The organism is Acinetobacter sp. A1 (assembly GCF_012371315.1).
Taxonomy (GTDB): domain Bacteria; phylum Pseudomonadota; class Gammaproteobacteria; order Pseudomonadales; family Moraxellaceae; genus Acinetobacter.
The window spans coordinates 75875-94604 of sequence record NZ_JAAZQY010000003.1 but is presented as its reverse complement, the minus strand read 5'-3'; the positions used below and the strand labels follow the sequence as shown (position 1 = coordinate 94604).

Below are 18730 nucleotides of genomic sequence, written 5' to 3'. Positions count from 1 at the left end.
CTTATAAAATCATATTAATAAGGTTATAAAATTTATGCAATCTACTGAAAAATGCAGCATTTAACTCAAAGCAATAAACTTGTTATTTTTTCTTAAAAATTGGCGTAAATAATTTAACAATAGCGCACGTATTGAACCCTGATTTTTGACCGAGTCAACAATCTAAATAAAAAGTGATAAAAGAAAATAAGAGAAAAATTTTTGAATATTTTTAGGTTTTAGACGAACGGTATGAGGAATGTCTAAGGCAATATGAATTCGTATCCACAATAATTCATGGTCTTAACCGTAGTTATTTATGCGTTTTAGATATAAAGAGCGTTTTGTCTAAACTTTTTGCCGAAATTGTGAGATATCTAAAGTATGAATTTGACCACGCCAAATCCATTTTAATTTAGATTCCAAGAACTCATCGCCCTCAAACCATACAAAAAGCCCTTCCATCATGTCAGGCCAATCGCTTTGAGTAACTTCATTTCGTCCAGAAATAACGGCAATAATTGCAGCTAAAATAGTGTCGTGACTCACGGCCAAACTAAGGCCATATTGATTGGTTGGATGCGTGTTATAAATCAGTTCAAGCACATCCACCACGCCATGTATTGGATGCTTCATGCCAGGCAACGCATTATTCACAAAGCTATTAATAAAACCCAAAGCACCTTGCTTCTGAAAATATGGGCCCGCCTGTTTAATGTCCAAGACAAAACTGCCTGGCTCCACCAATAAGCCCTGCTCTACAATTTCAATATGATGGGTATTCGGCTCAAGGGTAATACCATCTGCGCCTTGAATCATCAAAGCTGCGGTATCGACACAACGTTGAATTGGACTTGAAATACAATGCTGAATCACACGGTCTGTATTACCAACCAAGTAACCGCCCCAAGCTTCCGCCAGATCACGCCCTTGCTCAGTCAATTGCAAGTTATAGCCCGCCAAACCCTGACCCACCACAATTTCACGTATAGAATGACGGGTAAATAAAGTTACAGGAGTCTGAGCATCAGGCAATAAATCAATTGCTTTAAGCATACTTGCAGGGAGTAATTCTAATGCCATGATCTAGCCAAAATTTTAACTTGGTTAGCTGACACTATACCATGTTCAGCACTTTGCTCAATCTCACTTCGCCATAAGTCCTAGTGCCTGCAAGGCAATCTGCTTCATCTTGGCATTTTTATAGGCAATAAAGCCGCCGTTAAGCAAGGTATCACGCTGATTATATAAAAATGCACGACCTTGAAAATCGACTAAGCCTCCACCAATTCGCTCCAATAAACATTGTCCTGCACTGGTGTCCCATTCTGAAGTTGGGTGAAAACGCGGATAAATATCGACACGGTCTTCCAAAATCATACAAAATTTGTAGGCACTGCCCGCTTTTAACTCTACATACGCGGTCAACTTTGCCAAAGCCTGTAAATACGCGCTGTACTGTGGCTTGCTTTGGCTGCTATGACTTAGACCTATATTCAAAATCGATGTTGTATGATCATTTGCTTGATACACATACCACTGCTGCGTCAAAATGTGATATTTCAACGGCATGCCTTGTTCTGGGCAAAAGTAAATATTGTGTTCCCCTGGCACTGCCAACACTGCAAAAGTCGTTACCGCACCACGAATTAAACTCAGGTTAATTGTAAATTCAGGGCGCTGGTGTAAAAACTCTTTGGTTCCATCTAAAGGATCGAGCAACCAAAACTCATGCCATGCTTGCCGTTGGCTTTGCTCACCTTCTTCTGACAGCAACGGCAAAGTAGAAATTTCAGCCAAAGCCTGTGTTAAATAATGATTTACCCGATAATCCGCTTGAGTAACAGGTGAATTGTCCTTCTTTTTCTCTACATCAAATGTCGCACCCGAGCAATATTGCTGAAACTCCTGATTAAGAATATCACATGCTTGCACCATCACGGGAAGCAACTGCTCAATCAGTGCATGCTGCGGTTGCGTTGCTTTTATAAACATAGATATCCTTGATCAGTGTCATTTTGACACTTCTTACGCATTACATGAGTTCTATTGTAATAAAATTTATGAGCTATGCGATGTCTAGAACCGTGAATTTATTTAGCGCTTACAACCAATTTGTCTAAGTTCATACTAGCGTATATTTTATACAAATTATTTATCAAAATATAATTTCTTGTTTTCAGTATCTATAAATAAAAAAATGCAAATATCCGATTAATCTTTAAATGGATTGGATAAACTTTTCTTAAACATTGATAAAGCCAACCCACCACTTACCAATAATAAAATTCCCACAATCACCAAATAAGTTTCGCCACCAATAAAACCGAGAATAATTGCAGCAATACCCAAAAGCCCTAAAATCGTAGTAATGGCAATTCCTAAAATAGGCATCACAGTTCCTTTATTTTATTTAATGACTAAAAATTGTGATTATTGTCAGCGATCGCTCTGTCACATTCATTTCACTTTTGATAGTTGATACGTAACATTTGTATGTGATAACCCACATTTACATACAGAACCTATACTAAAAATAATCTCTATAAAGCGTGATGATTTCACTTTGGTAACTTGAAGCTTAAATACTAATTATGACAGCTTTATGCATTTTGCTTGATCGTAAGGATTAATCAGCAGTGTTAGATCAAGTTTATGTGACTTAAATCACAAGCCCATCAAATAAAAAGCCTGATATAGGCATATCAGGCTCTTATTTATGTACACAAATATGTACATATTAAAAAAATATGTACTTTTAAAAACGCTTAATCTTTTTCAAGGAAAGTCAATTCACCTTCATCTGACGTGATTTTAATTTTAACTTTACGGTAACTGCGTTTATCAGGGTTTAAAGCAGATTCTGAAACATGATGAGCAAACTTTTCATCTCCCATTAAATGCGTAAATAGTTTATAACCGATACGCATTTTCTTAATTTTTTTCTTCTTTTTCTCAAATTCATCTAACTGCTTATCTAAATACTTCAAATCTAAATACTGTTGTTCAGCCATAGCTGACTCCCTAATTAAGCTAAGTTTTGCATTCTATTGCTACGCTTATACAGTTTAAAAAATACAGCACTATGTCAAAAAAATAGTTTTTGTGAACGCTACAGTAAGATTTTAAAAAATTGACTGAATCTTAGAATTTCAAATTCAAAACTGCATAAATTTCACACATTCAGCCTAACATAAAACCTCAAATAATCGGACAGTATTTTGTGTTATTCGCCAAGCATGCTTAAATGAGCCTGTTTACTTTACCTATTGGCAATATTTCAGGGTAGCTCAATGCAAAAAAATATCATCATGTTTGACATGGATGGCACACTGTTAGACCTCGCTTATGATGATTTTATCTGGAATGAACAACTGCCTATTCGTTATGCAGAAGTTCATGGCTGTTCTTTAGCACGCAGTAAAGAAATTTTATATGATTTTTATCAGGCACATAGTCACACCCTCGAATGGTACTCATCCAGCTTTTGGACTGCAAAGGTTGGAATTGACATGCTTGCCATGCAACTTGAATACAAAAACCAAGTCACCTTGCGTCCACAGGCAATTGAACTATTAGACTACTTAAAAAATAAGGGCTACCGACTTTGGCTCACAACTAATGCCGACTGCGCAGGCTTAGATTTTAAATTAGCGCATACAGGTTTAGCGCATTATTTTGAAGTTATTGTTAGCTCTGAGAGTATTGGTTACGCCAAAGAACGGATTGAATTTTGGCAAAAGTTACAACAGTTGCATCCTTTTCAAGCCGAAGACTGCTATTTTATAGATGACACTGAAAAAGTGTTAAATGGTGCCAAAAGCTTTGGCATTGGTCACTTATTTAGTATTGCTCAGCCTTCTTCGGCAAAGCCTGCCCGCCAGACTTGTAATTACCCAATGCTGCACCAATTAACAGATTTAATTCCTGTCTTAGAACAATTTGAGGACACTCAAAAATATGCCTAAAACTTCGTCACACGAAGCAATCGAAAGCATCCGAATTGATAAATGGCTATGGGCTGCACGTTTTTTTAAAACCCGCTCTATTGCAAAAGCGGCCATTGAAGGCGGTAAAGTTCATCACAATGGTGAACGCGTTAAAGTTTCTAAAGAAATTCGTGTAGGTACTGAACTGACTATTCAACAAGGCTTTGATAAAAAAACGGTATTGGTCAAAGCGCTGTCAGGAGTACGCGGCCCTGCTCCTATCGCACAACAACTTTATGAAGAAACTGAAGTGAGTATTGCGCGTAGGGAATTGATTGCCACCCAAAGAAAGTTGCATAATCTAGCACGACCTGATCATCGACCAAGTAAAAAAGACCGTCGTGATATCAGCAGATTTAAACAAGAGAATGATCAGCAATTTGACCAGTTTTGGTCATATAATGATGATTAAATAGAGCGTCACAGGCTGTCGTACAGCTCGTGATATAAATAGAATTACAGGACAAATTCTGTCACTATATGCACGTGGAAACGATTTAAGTAAATACATCCACTTAAGTATATTATTTAGTGACATCGTATTGAGGTTGTAAGATGGATGAGAATAAAAGCAAGGCGCTGAATGCCGCTTTAAGCCAAATTGAAAAGCAATTTGGCAAGAACACGGTGATGCGCCTAGGCGACAACACTGTGCAAGCGGTAGAAGCAGTTTCTACAGGCTCATTGACCCTAGACATCGCCTTGGGCATTGGCGGTTTACCTAAAGGCCGTATCATTGAAATTTATGGCCCTGAATCATCAGGTAAAACCACAATGACTCTGCAAGCCATTGCAGAGTGTCAAAAAGCAGGTGGAACCTGTGCCTTTATTGATGCCGAACACGCGCTTGATCCTCAATATGCACGTAAACTTGGTGTAGATATCGACAACTTATTGGTATCTCAGCCTGACAATGGTGAACAAGCCCTTGAAATTGCAGATATGCTAGTACGTTCAGGTGCAATTGACCTGATTGTTGTCGACTCCGTTGCAGCCTTAACCCCTCGTGCCGAAATTGAAGGCGAAATGGGTGACTCACACATGGGCTTACAAGCACGTTTAATGAGTCAGGCCTTACGTAAAATCACGGGTAATGCCAAACGCTCAAACTGTATGGTGATTTTCATTAACCAAATTCGTATGAAAATTGGTGTAATGTTTGGTAGCCCTGAAACAACAACAGGCGGTAACGCACTGAAATTCTATGCTTCTGTTCGTTTAGATATTCGTCGTGTAGGTCAGGTTAAAGAAGGTGACGAAATTATTGGTTCAGAAACCAAAGTTAAAGTCGTTAAAAATAAAATGGCACCTCCATTTAAAGAAGCACTATTCCAAATTCTTTATGGTAAAGGCGTTAACCACTTGGGTGAGTTGGTCGATTTAGCTGTTCAACAAAATATCGTTCAAAAAGCAGGTGCTTGGTATTCTTATCAGGGCGATAAAATTGGTCAAGGTAAAAACAATACCATTCGCCACCTTGAAGAGCATCCTGAGCTTGCAAAAGGTATTGAAGCAATTATTCGTGAACAACTACTGACTACAGGTCAAGCTGCCCCAGTAGAAGATAAAGACGAAGAAGAGTTTGACTTACTTGATGTTTAAGCATGCAGTAAGATGAACACAGACCGATTTAAATAAAACGCTCTACGGGGCGTTTTATTGTATATGGATACCCTTTTGTATGTCTGAGCCCAAATTCCCAAAACTGATTGATTACGCAGCCTTAAAACAACAATTTGGCGAAGATGATGCGCCGACATCGCAAACCGTGCATACGCATCAAGATACAGACACTGCACTACGTTTTACTTCCACTCATGTCCAACCACTGTCTCAAAATAATAGCGATCATAAAGATACAGTAGCTTATGAAGATGAGGGTGCAAGCAACGATCAAACACAACAAACAAAACGTCCTGGACTCACAGGTTCTCGTTTACGCAGTTATGCCTTTGCCGTGCTCACACGCAAAGAATATTCTAAAAATGACTTAATTGAAAAATTAGCACTCTATGCAGACAACCGCGAGGAAGTGATTGCATTAGTCAATGAATTAGCACAAGAAAATTATCAGAGTGATCAGCGTCTTGCAGAAATGCTCTTGGCCAGCCAAAAACGCAAAGGCAAAGGGCCAAATCGCATAAAAATGGCACTTAAAAATAAGAAAGTAGATACAGCTTTAATCTCAGAAGAACTCAAAGAAACCGATTGGGCAGAACAGGCCTATCAACTCAAAGTGAAAAAATTCGGCACAGAAGTCGCAAACGAGCCCAAACTTAAAGCCAAACAAATTCGGTTTTTACAATATCGAGGTTTTGATATGGATGCGATTATGAAAGCAATTCGTAGACAAGAACAAGAGTTTTAAATTGAATAAAGAAGATAAATAATTATATTTTTTAAATCTGGTGGCAACCCTACCAGCAAGACTTCGGCACATCATAGTTCTACTACCGCTGCTACCTTCCGGTCCTGACGGGGTTCGTAGAGTACAATTGCGAAGTAACCGGCAGGGCTACCATTGCAAAACAGAGTATAGAGATTTTTAGCAAACTTGCAAGTGTTGAACAAAATTTCCTGCGTTAAAGCTATCCATTTGATTATTTTAAAAACAACTCAAGCAATTTGGCTTATTTATAACAGCAAAACAAAACCTTTTGCTTTAACAGCATACCATTCAAATTAAATTTACTTGGTTTAGACATCTCAAATTCACAATCAGCACAGATTGATAATAAGTTTGTAAAAGCTTATTGCATTTCCCTGCCCGGACGTTTTAAATGTCAAAATGACAAGATTAACGGATTGTGCCTTTTCATATAGGGAGGCTCAATCCATACAAGATTTAAATGGATATTCAACTATGCTAAAAAAGCATGCACTCTGTGCCCTTGCCCTACTGTGCTCTACATCTGTATTTGCCAATATTCCAATTGAAAGTCACAACCTTAGCCAAAGCAGTGCCAACTATGCCAACAGCCCCGCAATCGGGACAACTAACATGGGAACAGCCAATGTTCCTACCAATGTAAATTGGCAATTAATGCAAAAAAATCAACAATTAGATAATGATATCCGTCAATTACGTGGCAAAATTGAAGAGCAGGAAAATGAAATTTCACAGCTCAAACACGAATTACAGAATCGTTATACGGATTTAGATCAACGCTTAGAATTACTACAGCAAAAAGTCGATCCTGAGTCTGCACCAATGTCTGAGGAGGATAACCAAAAGGATAGCTCTCCCAGCCCCAGTAACAACCAGTTAAACATTCCAGCGCCTCAGTCTGCAAACAATGCGACACCAACGGCACAAGGCTTAAATGCCAATATTGAGCAGGAAAAAGCAGCATATACCATCGCACTAGATGCTTATAAGCAAGGTGGGGCCAAAAAAGCCATTGCACCCATGCAAAATTTCATTAAAAACCATCCAGACAGCGTGTATATCAGTAATGCTTACTTCTGGTTGGCTGAGTTTAATTTAGCAATTGAACCTACCAATTACACGGAAGCTAAAAAGAATTTTGAAATTGTAGCAACTAAATACCCGCAATCTGCAAAAGCTGCCAGTGCTTTATACCGCTTATATAGTATTGCCAAAGATGTTGACCATAAACCTGCTTTAGCAGGCCAATATAGAAGCAAAATTCTCAGTCAATATCCTCAATCTGAAGAAGCAGGCTTCGTAAAATAAACTTAAGCTATTGCAAATTTAAGCCAATAAAAAAAGACATCCGAGGATGTCTTTTAATTTTTTGATGCAATGAGCATTAAACAAATTTATATCTTAACGTACGATACCACGTTCAGACTGTTCCAGAGAATCAATCAAACGCTGTGCTTCTGCCACATTTGGCAAAATATCATCACGAATTTGTTGAATGGCCTGCTCTGTCGTTAATCCAGATTTATAAATCAGTTTAAAGGCTTCTCGAAGACCTTGAATCACATCCTTCGACCAACCTTTACGACGCATGCCTTCCACATTCATTGCAAACGCATGTGCAGGATTACCAGACACCATTACATATGCAGGTACATCTTTAAGAATAAGTGATGCACCACCAATCATGCTGAAAGAATCAATTTTACAGAACTGATGAATACCCGAGTTTCCACCCACAACTACATAATCACCCACATGCACATGGCCTGCCACGCCAACATTATTGGCAAAAATATTGTGATCACCCACCATACAGTCGTGAGCAATATGCGTATTCACCATGAGTAGATTGTGACTACCAATTTTGGTCAGGCTGTTATCTTGTACCGTACCACGATGCAGACTGCAATGTTCACGAATCTTGTTGTGATCACCAATTTCTAACCAAGTTTCCTCGCCCGCATATTTCAAGTCTTGGCAGACTTCGCCTACGCTTGCGAACTGGAAGATTTCATTGTGCTGACCAATACGGGTATAACCCCCAATCACCACATGCGAATGAAGTTTTGTACCCTCACCAATCGTTACATTTGGGCCAACAATACAATATGGTCCAATCGTCACATCTGAAGCAATTACTGCAGATGAGTCAATTATAGCGGTTGGGTGAATGAGTGGGTTATTGCTCATGCTTGCTCTGTTTTCTGATGCGAAACCATAATTTCCGCGGTTGCTGCGACAACGCCATCAACGGTGGCGATACAATTATATTTGTAAATGCCTCGTTTTTGCATAACTAATTCCGATTTTAATACAAGTTGATCGCCTGCAACGACTTGTTTTTTAAATCGAACTTTTTCAGCGCCTGCAAAAAGAAACAGTGAACCTGCGCTTGGTTTCTCATTATTCATGATAAAACCTAGAATACCCGACACTTGTGCCAATGCTTCAACGATTAAAACACCAGGCATGATCGGATAGTTCGGGAAGTGGCCTTGCAAGAATTGTTCGTTAATAGATACATTCTTATAACCCACGATACCGTTATCAGTCACTTCGACAATACGATCGACCAATAAAAATGGATAACGATGGGGTAAATACTCACGAATAGTTTGAATGTGCATTGGCAATTCAGGTTTAGTGAAGGTGCTAGAATTCGACTCAGTCATCATAATTATTTACGCAATTTAAAAGTTGATTCAAGGGACTCAATTTGAGATTGCATATCATCAAGTCTTTTCACCAATTGGGTCAATGGCACATCTGCTAATTGTCTGAGACGCACAACAGTACGTTTCCACTTTTGATTTTCAAACAAGCCAATACCTGAAGAATATTTCCCTGCTTCAGAAATATTATTTGTGACCATTGACATTCCCGTCAAAGTCACATTATCGGCAATATTTAAGTGCCCTGAAATTGCACTTCCACCACCAATGATACAGTTTTTGCCAATCGTCACACTTCCTGCAACGGCAGTCTTTGCCGCAATTGCGGTATGTGCACCAAGTTTGACGTTATGTGCGATTTGCACAAGATTATCAACAATGACGCCATCTTCCAAAATTGTATCGTTTAATGCGCCACGGTCGATGCTGCTGTTCGAGCCAATACGGACATCGTTGCCAATAATGACTGAACCGAGTTGTGCGATACGATGCCATTTTCCCTGATAAGGCGCAAAGCCAAAGCCTTCACTACCAATTACCGTGTTGGCATGAATACGTACCCGATCCCCCAGTTTAGCCTCACCTGTTAAGGTCACGTGAGAATCGATAAAACACTGTTGACCAATTTCAACAAAATCATCAATTTTACAATGCGATTGCACAATCGTATTGTCACCCACAACACAGTTTTCACCAATCACCACATAATGACCAATATAGGCACTATCGGCAATCATGGCAGATGGATGAATTTGTGCAGTGCTTTCAATACCACGTTGAGTATGTTTGCGCTCAAACACATGAGTCAGAATTGCAAAAGCCAAATACGGGTTATCCACCACAATAAAGTTATGATGGTTGTCTAACTCAGCTTGCAGTTGAGCAGTCACAATAAAAGCCCCCGCTTGGGAGCTACGTGCTTGTGCTAAATACTTATCGCCATTTACGAATGTAAGTTGATCTGCTTGAGCACACTCAAGGCTTGCCAAACCTCGCAAACGTAAATCGGCCTGTCCAATGTATTGACCTTGAACTAGAGCAGCAATGTCTTCTAAGCGATAATATTGAGAACTCATTGATTATTTAATTGCGTTAACCTTTTGAATCATTTTATCAGTTAAATCATGCTTCGGGTCATAGGCAAGTGCTGAGTTTTTATTCAAAACCACATCTAAACCATTTTCTTTACGCAATTGTTCAGCAATTTGCTTCAAACGTGTTTCAAAACCATCGTTAATTTTCTGCAATTCTGCCTGAACACGGGTTTGTACAACTTGCTGCAAACCATTAAATTCTTTTAGCTTGGCTTGGAATTGGGTATTCATTTTCTGCTTTTCAGCATCAGATAAATTGTTAGATTGTTGCGCACGCTGCTGCATGGTTTCTAACTCTTTGGCCAATTGCTCAAGTTTAGTGGTTTGCGGTTTAACTGATTGTTGCAATGCCAAATTTTGCTGTTTGAGATAACTGCTGCTTTCAACAACACGTTCCAAGCTCACCACACCATAACCTGCAGCATGCGCCACAGCAGCCATGCTAGACAAACCAAACAATGCCAAACTCAATATTGTTTTTTTCATGTGCTACATCCTGTGTTTAAACGATCCAATTTGGGTCGTACTTAGAAAGTACGACCAATTTCAAATTGGATATTTTTGGTGTCATCGCCTTGTTTATCATTCAATGGATATGCATAGCTAAGTGACAACGGACCAATCATGGTAATCCAAGTAAAGCCTACACCCACGCTATAACGCATCTCACCGAAGTCAAAGTTATAGTTGTCTTTACAATATTTTCTCAAATCAGCTGATGAAGAAATATCACACTGGGTATCAAATACTTGCGCACCTTCGGCAAAAATCACAGGGCGTACCTGACGTGTCCAATCGCCTTTAAATGGTACAGGTAAAGCCAGTTCAGTACCAAATTGTACCAAGGCATTACCACCAACTTCTTCCAAATCATAATTTTCCAATGAATTATGTTCTGCATAGACACTGTCATATTTAGGACCTAAGGTACTGTTGTCATAACCGCGTACAGAACCATAACCACCTGCATAGAAGTTTTTATAGAATGGTAAATCATTACCAAAGCCTAGCTTACCATAACCACGCAAGACAAAATCTTTACCTAATGGAAAGTAGGCTTGGGCATCATAAGTGACTTTTTGGAATTCAACATCACTGCCAGGCAAAGCAATTTCAGCATTGACACGATGCGACATACCATTGGTTGGGAAAATTGGACGGTTTAAAGTATTGTATGACCAACCCAAATTTAAGTTATATGTTAAATATTCTCCAGAAAAACGATCTGGTTTAGACTGCGTTGTACAAGGATCATTACTATCAACACAATAATCTGAGAACCCGATTTCTTTACCACCATTCTCTAATAAATAATCACGAATATAAGTCGAAACCCCATTACCTGTGGTTACCTCAGTCTGGTCAATGATTAAACCTGCACTAATGCTTTGGTTTTCATCAATTGGGTAACCGAAGTTAATGCCACCACCTAAACTGTCTGTCACATAGTTGTTGACGTTATAGGTATCATCTAGTTTAGTTTTGCGGTAGTACATGTTATAGCCGCGACGTACACCATCTATGGTAAAGTATGGGTCGGTCACACTTAAGTTATAATAGTCTTGCGTTTCAGAACGTGATAAATCAATCGAAACTGCATTACCTGTACCCAAGAAGTTAGTTTGACTTAAACCAGCCTGGAATGTCACACCGCCACTTTGAGAGAAACCGACCGCTAAGGTACTGGTACCAGAGTGCTGTTCTTCTACATTTACATTTAAATCAATTTGGTCTGGCACATTTGGAATACGCACAGGCTTAACATCTACGGTTTTAAAGAAACCCGTACGCTCTAAACGCACTTTGGACAAGTCAATTTTTTCATTACTTGCCAATGCACCTTCCATTTGGCGCATTTCACGACGTAAAACTTCATCTGCAGTTTTGCTGTTACCTGCAAAGTTAATACGACGCACAGTTACTTGCTGACCTGGGTTAATGTAGTAGTTTAAATCGACCAGTTTGGTTTCTTTGTCAATTTGCGGAACAATATTGACTTCGGCATAGTAATAGCCTGCATTACCATATTTACGCAGCAATAATTGTTTTACTGCATTCACTTTTTCTTGTGAATAAGTTTCACCGTCTTTGTAAATTTGCAGTGCGGTCAGTTCTTCAGGCTTATATAAAGCATCGCCCAAGAATTTACTCTCACCAAACTTAAATTGCTCACCTTCATCTACAGACACTTCAACAAAGATATGCTTTTTATCTTCGCTCAAGTTCAAACTTGAATTGGTAATATTGAAGTTGATGTAACCTTTATTGAGGTATAGAGCACGTAATGCTTCAAGACTTGCCGCCATTTTTTCGCGTGCATAGCGATCATTACGGGTAACAATTGAACTCCAGCTACTTTCTTTTACCGCAAAAGCCTGCTTAATTTCACTTTCTTTGAAAACTGTATTACCAATGATGTTGATATCCACCACTTTAGCGGCTTTACCTTCAACAAACTCAACGGTTAAATCTACACGGTTATTTGGACGTGCCGTGGTGATGACGCGTACATCTGCATCATAACGGCCTTGCTGCATATATTGCTGCTCAAGCTCAGACTCTAAAGTTTGTAGTGCAGATTTTTTCAGCACTTCACCTTCAGCCACGCCCATTTTCTTTAAACCGTCTTCCAATGCTTCTTTTGGAATCAGTTTATTGCCCTTAAATTCAACTTTAGAAATGATTGGACGTTCAACCACTTTAAATACTAGCGTGTCTGCTTCACGAGTGGCCTGAATATCATCAAACAAACCGGTGGCATACAGTGAGCGAATTGCATTGGCTAAAACGGCCTCATTGACACGATCACCACTATTGACTGGAATCATTCCATAGACATTGGCTGGCGTTAAACGAACAAGACCATCTATTTTTATATCTCGTACAATGAATTCATCTGCTGCATATACTTGTTGTGTTGCCGCCATTGCACTGACGAGTGCCAAGGGCATAAATAAATGTGTGTGCTGCATGCCAGTCTTTTCCAATGTTAAATTTTTCGTATCTACGTTGTTATAAACGCATAATGTCATTAAATAATGCCAGAAGCATCATACTTCCAAGCAGTACCATACCAATTTTTAAACCAACTAATTGTATTTGTTCAGAAACAGGTTTACCACGAATCAGCTCGATAAAATAATAAACTAAATGCCCGCCATCCAACATTGGAATTGGCAATAAATTTAGAATTCCTAAGCTTACGCTCATGAGTGCCATAAAGGAAATGAACGTTTGCCATCCCATTTCTGCACTTTGTCCTGCTACTTTGGCAATGGTAATTGGGCCTGATAAGTTATCTAAACCAATTAGACCACGTACCATTTTGACAGTAGAATTCAGAATCATGCTTGATAGCTGACCTGTTTTATCTACGGCCATCAATAATGCTTCGCTTGGGCTATATTGAATGGTTTGCTTATAGTCCTCTGGAATTACAATTTTTCCAGGATCACTTTGTACACCCAATACACCCGAAACATTACCCATGTTATCGCGTTTACCTTGTGGCATGACTTCCAGTTGCTGTATTTGATTATTGCGGAGCACATCAACTTTCAGTAATTTTTCTGGCGATGCCTGAACCACTTGTACCACATCGTACCAGTCATTCATTTTTACACCATCAATTGCCACAATTTGATCGCCCTCTTTCATGCCTTGACGAATCGCTGCACCATCTTCACTTAATTTGCTGACAATAGCAGGAATTTGTGGACGATAAGGCGTAAAGCCCAGTACATCTAAAGGCGACTGAGATTGATCGTTAATAAAATTTTGAATCGGAAGATTAAAGGTTTTGATTTCACCTGCACGTTCAGCCTGTACCTGAATATTGCCTGTTTCACCCACACGATCAACCAGTGCAAAGTTAAGTTTTTCCCACGTACTTACAGATGTGCCATCAATGGCTGTGATTTTATCGCCTACTTGCATTTGTGCAGCTGCTGCAGGTGTATCTGCCAATACTTTACCCACACGCGTATTCAGTTGCTCTTGAGCAGGTAAAAATAAAACCCAAAACAATAAAATAGCAAAAACTAAGTTAATGAGCGGCCCTGCTGCCACAATCGCAATACGTTTCCACGGATGCTGACGGTTAAAAGCATAAGGTAAATCTTCTTCAGCAACGCTTTCTTCACGCTCATCTAGCATTTTGACATAGCCACCTAAAGGCAATGCTGAAAGCTGATATTGAATACCTGACTTTTTAGAAGTCCATTTTAAAATAGTTGGCCCAAAGCCAATGGAATATACTAAAACTTTGACACCAAGCTTACGTGCAACAAAATAGTGCCCAAATTCATGTATTGCAATTAAAGGGCCAAGCAAAAGAATCGCGGCAACCACAATAAATAAGGCACTCATGCTTTAGCTTCCTTTATTTAATACAAAATGCTGTGCAATCGCACGAGCGTTGTTATCTGCCTGCAAAATCAGCTCAATGCTTTCGGCGGCTGAATTTTGTATCTGATTCAATGTATGCACAACCACTGTCGCAATTTCGGTAAAACGAATCTGTTGCTTTAAAAAAGCATCGACAGCAATTTCATTGGCTGCATTTAAAATAGCAGGAGCCAAACCACCTTCTTGCATGGCTTGACGTGCCAAACTTAAGGCTGGGAAACGTGTAGTATCTGGAGCCTGAAAATCTAGCTGATGATTCACAAACAAATCTAATGGTGGCACATGCGTTTGAATACGCTGCGGCCATGCCAAAGCATGCGCAATTGGCGTACACATATCAGGATTACCCATTTGCGCCAAAGTTGAACCATCCACATATTGAACCATGGAGTGAATAATACTCTGTGGATGCACAACGACTGTAACAAAATGTTCTGAAATTGCAAAAAGATGGCACGCTTCAATTAATTCCAACCCTTTATTCATTAAAGTTGCAGAATCGACTGAAATTTTTTGTCCCATAGACCAGTTTGGATGTTTGCAGGCTTGCGCAGGAGTAACGTGTTGTAATTCTTCTAGGCTATGTTTTAAAAATGGACCACCTGAAGCAGTCAATAAAATTTGCGATACGCCCAATTTAGGCTGTCCGTTGCGTTCCGCTTGTAAATAATGTTCAGGTAAGCACTGAAAAATCGCATTATGTTCAGAGTCTACTGGCAACAACAAAGCACCATGTTCACGAGCTGCCTGCATCATGATATCACCCGACATCACCAATGCTTCTTTATTGGCCAATAATACACGCTTACCTGCTTTAACTGCTGCCAATGTTGGCAATAAGCCTGCAGCACCTACAATAGCTGCCATGACCACATCCACTTCAGGATGTTCAGCAACCGCAATTAGCCCCACTTCATCACTTAAAATTTCAATATTTGAAATTTGATTTTGGCGAAACAGTTGATGCAATTCATCTACTTTGGCGGCAGGTACAACCACAACTTTAGGATGGTACTGTTTGCATATTTGAACCAGTTCTTGAATTCGGCTATGGGCCGTGACTGCAAAAACTGAATACTGCTCAGGATGTTGTTGCAGTACTTTTAGGGTGCTTTGTCCAATTGAACCTGTCACACCCAAGATACAAACAGCTTGTGACATTTATAAATCTACACCAATAAGTTTTAAAACATACATACCCGCAGCAAAAATTGGAGCTGCTGCAAGCAAAGAATCAATACGATCTAATACACCGCCATGACCCGGCAAAACACGTCCAGAGTCTTTAATTCCTGCACGGCGTTTGATCATAGATTCAAATAAATCACCCAATACTGAGCTAAATACTGTAATGACTGAAAGAAGCAGGAATAAGATGTGTTGTGCCAAGGTCAGGTCTAAATACACCACCTCAACCACAATCACGATTAGCATAGCAGTGAACACACCACCATATAAGCCTTCTACGGACTTGTTTGGGCTGACATTCGGTGCAAGTTTTTTCTTGCCCAGTTTACGCCCAACAAAATAAGCACCAGAGTCTGCACCCCATACCAACAGGAATAGGTACATCAACCACCACGGTGAGCTTTCCCAAACTGAAAAAATAGCGGTGACTGCGGCAGAAATTAAAATGAAACCAATAAAGCTTAAGCTCGGGTTATACCATGCGTCATAATCTGGATAAGATTTAACCCAATAAATACTGAGTAACCATGTAAAAATTGAAGCTGCCCAAAGTAATAAGGCAATATCACTAAAATATAGTGCCATCGCTGCCAAAGCGGCAGTCAATACACCAAAGCCCCAAGCCATAGGCTTGAGTACGTAATTTGTTTTTCTTGGCATGAGTTTGAACCACTCATAGCCCGCAACCCCTGCTGCAACAATCATCAGCATAAACATTGGATAATGAGACTGAGTTGCAAACATGCAACTCAATACTACAGCGACCAATACCAATGCGGTAATAATCCGCTCTAACATGTATTAATTCTCAATTTTCTCTTGCTGAATTTGCTCAGAAGTTTTACCAAAACGACGTTCACGACCACCAAATACGGCCAGCGCATCGTCAAATTCTTCTATACAAAATTCAGGCCACAAGGTTTGGGTAAAATACAATTCAGCATACGCAGCTTGCCAAAGTAGAAAGTTGGACAATCTAAAATCGCCGCCTGTACGAATCAGAAGATCTACAGGTGGTAAGTCTGCCAGACTGACGTATTGACCAAACAAATGTGTATCTATCTGTTCAATTTCGATTTTATTTGCCACAACATCTGCTGCAATTTGTTTCGCAGCTTGTGCCATATCCCACATACCACCATAACTAATGGCAATTGTGAGTGTCATGCTATTGAAATTAGCAGTCCTTTGTTCAGCATGCAACATTAACTCGCGCAAATGCGGTGACAAACGTGAACGGTCACCAATAAAACGTAAGGCAATATTGAATTTTTCCATGCGTGGAAGTTGCTCATGAATTGTGGTTTCCAGCAATTGCATGAGTAAATCCACTTCAAACTGTGGACGGTTCCAGTTTTCACTAGAAAAAGCAAAAACGGTTAAAGCTTGAATATGTTTTTTTCTACAGTGTTCAACAATCGGGTCAAGCACATCTTTGCCAGAGCGATGTCCTTCCCCTTTTTGCATTTGATTTTTTTTTGCAAAACGATTGTTGCCATCCATAATGATGGCAACATGTTTTGGCAAAGACAAACAGTCTTCAGATGTGGTCATTGATTAGACCTTCATCAACTCAGCTTCTTTTGCAGCAAGACGCTTATCTACTTCTGCAACGTATTTGTCTGTGATTTTCTGAATGTCATCTGCTGCACGGCGCTCATCATCTTCAGAAATTTCTTTTTCTTTCAATAAAGCTTTGATGTCGCCCAATACATCACGACGGATGTTACGAATCGCGACTTTGGCATTTTCAGCTTCAGAACGTGCAACCTTTTGCATGTCACGACGAGTTTCTTCAGTCAATGCAGCAAGTGGTACACGAATTGCGTCTGCTGTAATTGGGTTTAAACCCAAATCTGACTCACGAATGGCTTTATCAATTGCAGACACCATTGAACGCTCAAATGGCTGAACCAATAAGGTACGTGAATCTTCAACACCAATGTTAGCAACTTGGTTTAATGGCACATCGGAACCGTAGTAAGAAACCATCACACCATTTAAAATAGATGGATGTGCACGACCTGTACGCACTTTGGCAAAACCATGTTCTAAAGACTCTAAAGTCTTGCTCATACGTTCTTCGCTGTCTTTTTTAAGATCGTTAATCATAAGATCTTCCTTACTGTATTCTAAAATTTGAGTCAAAATATAGGGTTAAATTAGTCTGTAGTATAAAGAGCTTTCAGGCTCACGTACATTAGTTCGTAACGTGAGTCCCTTCTTTTTCACCCATAACCACAGAAAGCAACGCACCTGCTTTATTCATATCAAATACTTGTAGCGGCACATTGTGGTCACGGCACAAGCAAATCGCTGTTAAATCCATTACACCTAACTTTTCATCTAAAACTTGGTCAAAAGTTAAAGTGTCGTATTTCACCGCATCTTCGTATTTGCTTGGGTCTTTATTGTAAACGCCATCTACCTTAGTTGCTTTTAAGATTAAGTTGGCTTCAATTTCGATACCACGTAAACATGCTGCGGTATCTGTGGTAAAGAATGGATTACCCGTGCCTGCAACAAATACACACACTTCACCTTGAGTCAGATGACGAATTGCATCTCGGCTTGAGTAAGACTCGACTACAGTGCCAATAGGTAATGCAGACATTAAACGGGTTTTGATGTTACGGCGCACCAAAGCATCACGCATGGCCAAACCATTCATCACGGTTGCCAACATACCCATTTGGTCACCAGTTACACGGCCAACTAAGCCATCTTTTTGTAATTGGCTGCCACGATACAAGTTACCACCACCCACAACAATACCAACTTCCACACCTAGACCAACCAAGTGTGCAATAGCCAAAGACATTTGATCGAGCACTTGCGCATCAATCCCCATGTCTTTATTGCCTGCAAGCGCTTCACCCGATAGTTTCAACAAGATACGTGCATAACGTGGCTTTTTTGAATCTAACATTGTCATTACTCCAATTCTAAATTCTAAACTTTAAATTCTTACAATTCGTCTGATTTACAACTTGAAATCTTAGTCAGAGAAAC

General features: G+C 39.6%; 20 protein-coding genes and 1 other RNA gene. 5 read left to right on the top strand and 16 right to left on the bottom strand.

Annotation, left to right across the window (positions count from 1 at the left end; genetic code table 11):
* Positions 1–327 precede the first annotated feature (327 nt).
* The 4 genes from HHA41_RS02010 to HHA41_RS01995 all read right to left on the bottom strand — a co-directional run bounded on the left by HHA41_RS02010 (position 328) and on the right by HHA41_RS01995 (position 2993).
* Positions 328–1062 carry a histidine phosphatase family protein gene (locus HHA41_RS02010; RefSeq protein WP_168419373.1) on the bottom strand — a complete coding sequence of 245 codons (735 nt, stop codon included), beginning with the start codon at positions 1060–1062 and terminating at the stop codon, positions 328–330.
* A 63-nt stretch (positions 1063–1125) separates the two neighbouring features.
* Positions 1126–1974, bottom strand: a complete 849-nt coding sequence (locus tag HHA41_RS02005) for a 3'(2'),5'-bisphosphate nucleotidase CysQ (protein ID WP_168460303.1) — start codon at positions 1972–1974, stop codon at positions 1126–1128.
* Between the two features lie 219 nt (positions 1975–2193).
* Entirely contained in the window at positions 2194–2373 is a 180-nt protein-coding gene (locus HHA41_RS02000; RefSeq protein ID WP_168460301.1) for a hypothetical protein, read from the bottom strand.
* A gap of 374 nt (positions 2374–2747) precedes the next feature.
* On the bottom strand, positions 2748–2993 hold the full coding sequence (locus tag HHA41_RS01995) for a hypothetical protein (RefSeq protein ID WP_104851912.1): 246 nt from the start codon (positions 2991–2993) through the stop codon (positions 2748–2750).
* A 279-nt stretch (positions 2994–3272) separates the two neighbouring features.
* On the opposite strand from HHA41_RS01995, the gene HHA41_RS01990 reads away from it, so the two are divergent.
* The 4 genes from HHA41_RS01990 to HHA41_RS01975 all read left to right on the top strand — a co-directional run bounded on the left by HHA41_RS01990 (position 3273) and on the right by HHA41_RS01975 (position 6336).
* The gene (locus HHA41_RS01990; RefSeq protein ID WP_168418944.1) at positions 3273–3947 is read left to right on the top strand and encodes an HAD-IA family hydrolase; all 675 of its coding nucleotides are present in this window, start codon (positions 3273–3275) and stop codon (positions 3945–3947) included.
* Entirely contained in the window at positions 3940–4380 is a 441-nt protein-coding gene (locus HHA41_RS01985) for a S4 domain-containing protein (protein WP_104851911.1), read from the top strand. The genes HHA41_RS01990 and HHA41_RS01985 overlap by 8 nt, the downstream gene beginning before the upstream one ends.
* Before the next feature lie 143 nt (positions 4381–4523).
* Entirely contained in the window at positions 4524–5570 is a 1047-nt protein-coding gene (gene recA, locus HHA41_RS01980) for a recombinase RecA (protein WP_104851910.1), read from the top strand.
* 79 nt (positions 5571–5649) lie between these two features.
* On the top strand, positions 5650–6336 hold the full coding sequence (locus HHA41_RS01975) for a regulatory protein RecX (RefSeq protein WP_168460299.1): 687 nt from the start codon (positions 5650–5652) through the stop codon (positions 6334–6336).
* Positions 6337–6383: 47 nt separating this feature from the next.
* Here HHA41_RS01975 and ffs read toward each other — a convergent pair.
* Positions 6384–6480: signal recognition particle sRNA small type (gene ffs, locus HHA41_RS01970), an RNA gene on the bottom strand.
* Between the two features lie 351 nt (positions 6481–6831).
* Here ffs and HHA41_RS01965 point away from each other — a divergent pair.
* Complete coding sequence (locus HHA41_RS01965; protein ID WP_168460297.1) at positions 6832–7665, top strand: YbgF trimerization domain-containing protein; 834 nt, start codon at positions 6832–6834, stop codon at positions 7663–7665.
* Positions 7666–7758: 93 nt separating this feature from the next.
* On the opposite strand, the gene lpxA is transcribed toward HHA41_RS01965, so the two are convergent.
* The 11 genes from lpxA to pyrH all read right to left on the bottom strand — a co-directional run bounded on the left by lpxA (position 7759) and on the right by pyrH (position 18647).
* Positions 7759–8547 carry an acyl-ACP--UDP-N-acetylglucosamine O-acyltransferase gene (lpxA, locus tag HHA41_RS01960; RefSeq protein ID WP_168460295.1) on the bottom strand — a complete coding sequence of 263 codons (789 nt, stop codon included), beginning with the start codon at positions 8545–8547 and terminating at the stop codon, positions 7759–7761.
* On the bottom strand, positions 8544–9029 hold the full coding sequence (gene fabZ / locus HHA41_RS01955) for a 3-hydroxyacyl-ACP dehydratase FabZ (RefSeq protein ID WP_168460349.1): 486 nt from the start codon (positions 9027–9029) through the stop codon (positions 8544–8546). Before fabZ ends, lpxA begins: the two co-directional genes overlap by 4 nt.
* Before the next feature lie 5 nt (positions 9030–9034).
* Positions 9035–10105 carry a UDP-3-O-(3-hydroxymyristoyl)glucosamine N-acyltransferase gene (gene lpxD, locus HHA41_RS01950; RefSeq protein WP_168418939.1) on the bottom strand — a complete coding sequence of 357 codons (1071 nt, stop codon included), beginning with the start codon at positions 10103–10105 and terminating at the stop codon, positions 9035–9037.
* A gap of 3 nt (positions 10106–10108) precedes the next feature.
* Positions 10109–10609: an OmpH family outer membrane protein gene (locus HHA41_RS01945; RefSeq protein WP_168460293.1), complete on the bottom strand. Its 501-nt coding sequence runs from the start codon at positions 10607–10609 to the stop codon at positions 10109–10111.
* Positions 10610–10650: 41 nt separating this feature from the next.
* Positions 10651–13095, bottom strand: a complete 2445-nt coding sequence (gene bamA, locus HHA41_RS01940) for an outer membrane protein assembly factor BamA (RefSeq protein ID WP_216075684.1) — start codon at positions 13093–13095, stop codon at positions 10651–10653.
* A 40-nt stretch (positions 13096–13135) separates the two neighbouring features.
* Positions 13136–14491: an RIP metalloprotease RseP gene (gene rseP, locus HHA41_RS01935; RefSeq protein WP_168460291.1), complete on the bottom strand. Its 1356-nt coding sequence runs from the start codon at positions 14489–14491 to the stop codon at positions 13136–13138.
* Positions 14492–14494: 3 nt separating this feature from the next.
* Positions 14495–15691: a 1-deoxy-D-xylulose-5-phosphate reductoisomerase gene (gene ispC, locus HHA41_RS01930; RefSeq protein ID WP_168460289.1), complete on the bottom strand. Its 1197-nt coding sequence runs from the start codon at positions 15689–15691 to the stop codon at positions 14495–14497.
* Positions 15692–16516 carry a phosphatidate cytidylyltransferase gene (locus tag HHA41_RS01925; RefSeq protein WP_168418935.1) on the bottom strand — a complete coding sequence of 275 codons (825 nt, stop codon included), beginning with the start codon at positions 16514–16516 and terminating at the stop codon, positions 15692–15694.
* A 3-nt stretch (positions 16517–16519) separates the two neighbouring features.
* Complete coding sequence (uppS, locus tag HHA41_RS01920) at positions 16520–17272, bottom strand: polyprenyl diphosphate synthase (protein ID WP_168418934.1); 753 nt, start codon at positions 17270–17272, stop codon at positions 16520–16522.
* 3 nt (positions 17273–17275) lie between these two features.
* Positions 17276–17830, bottom strand: coding sequence for a ribosome recycling factor (frr, locus tag HHA41_RS01915; protein WP_004976711.1), 555 nt, complete (start codon positions 17828–17830; stop codon positions 17276–17278).
* 88 nt (positions 17831–17918) lie between these two features.
* Positions 17919–18647, bottom strand: a complete 729-nt coding sequence (pyrH, locus tag HHA41_RS01910) for a UMP kinase (protein ID WP_019836498.1) — start codon at positions 18645–18647, stop codon at positions 17919–17921.
* Between the last annotated feature and the right edge of the window lie 83 nt (positions 18648–18730).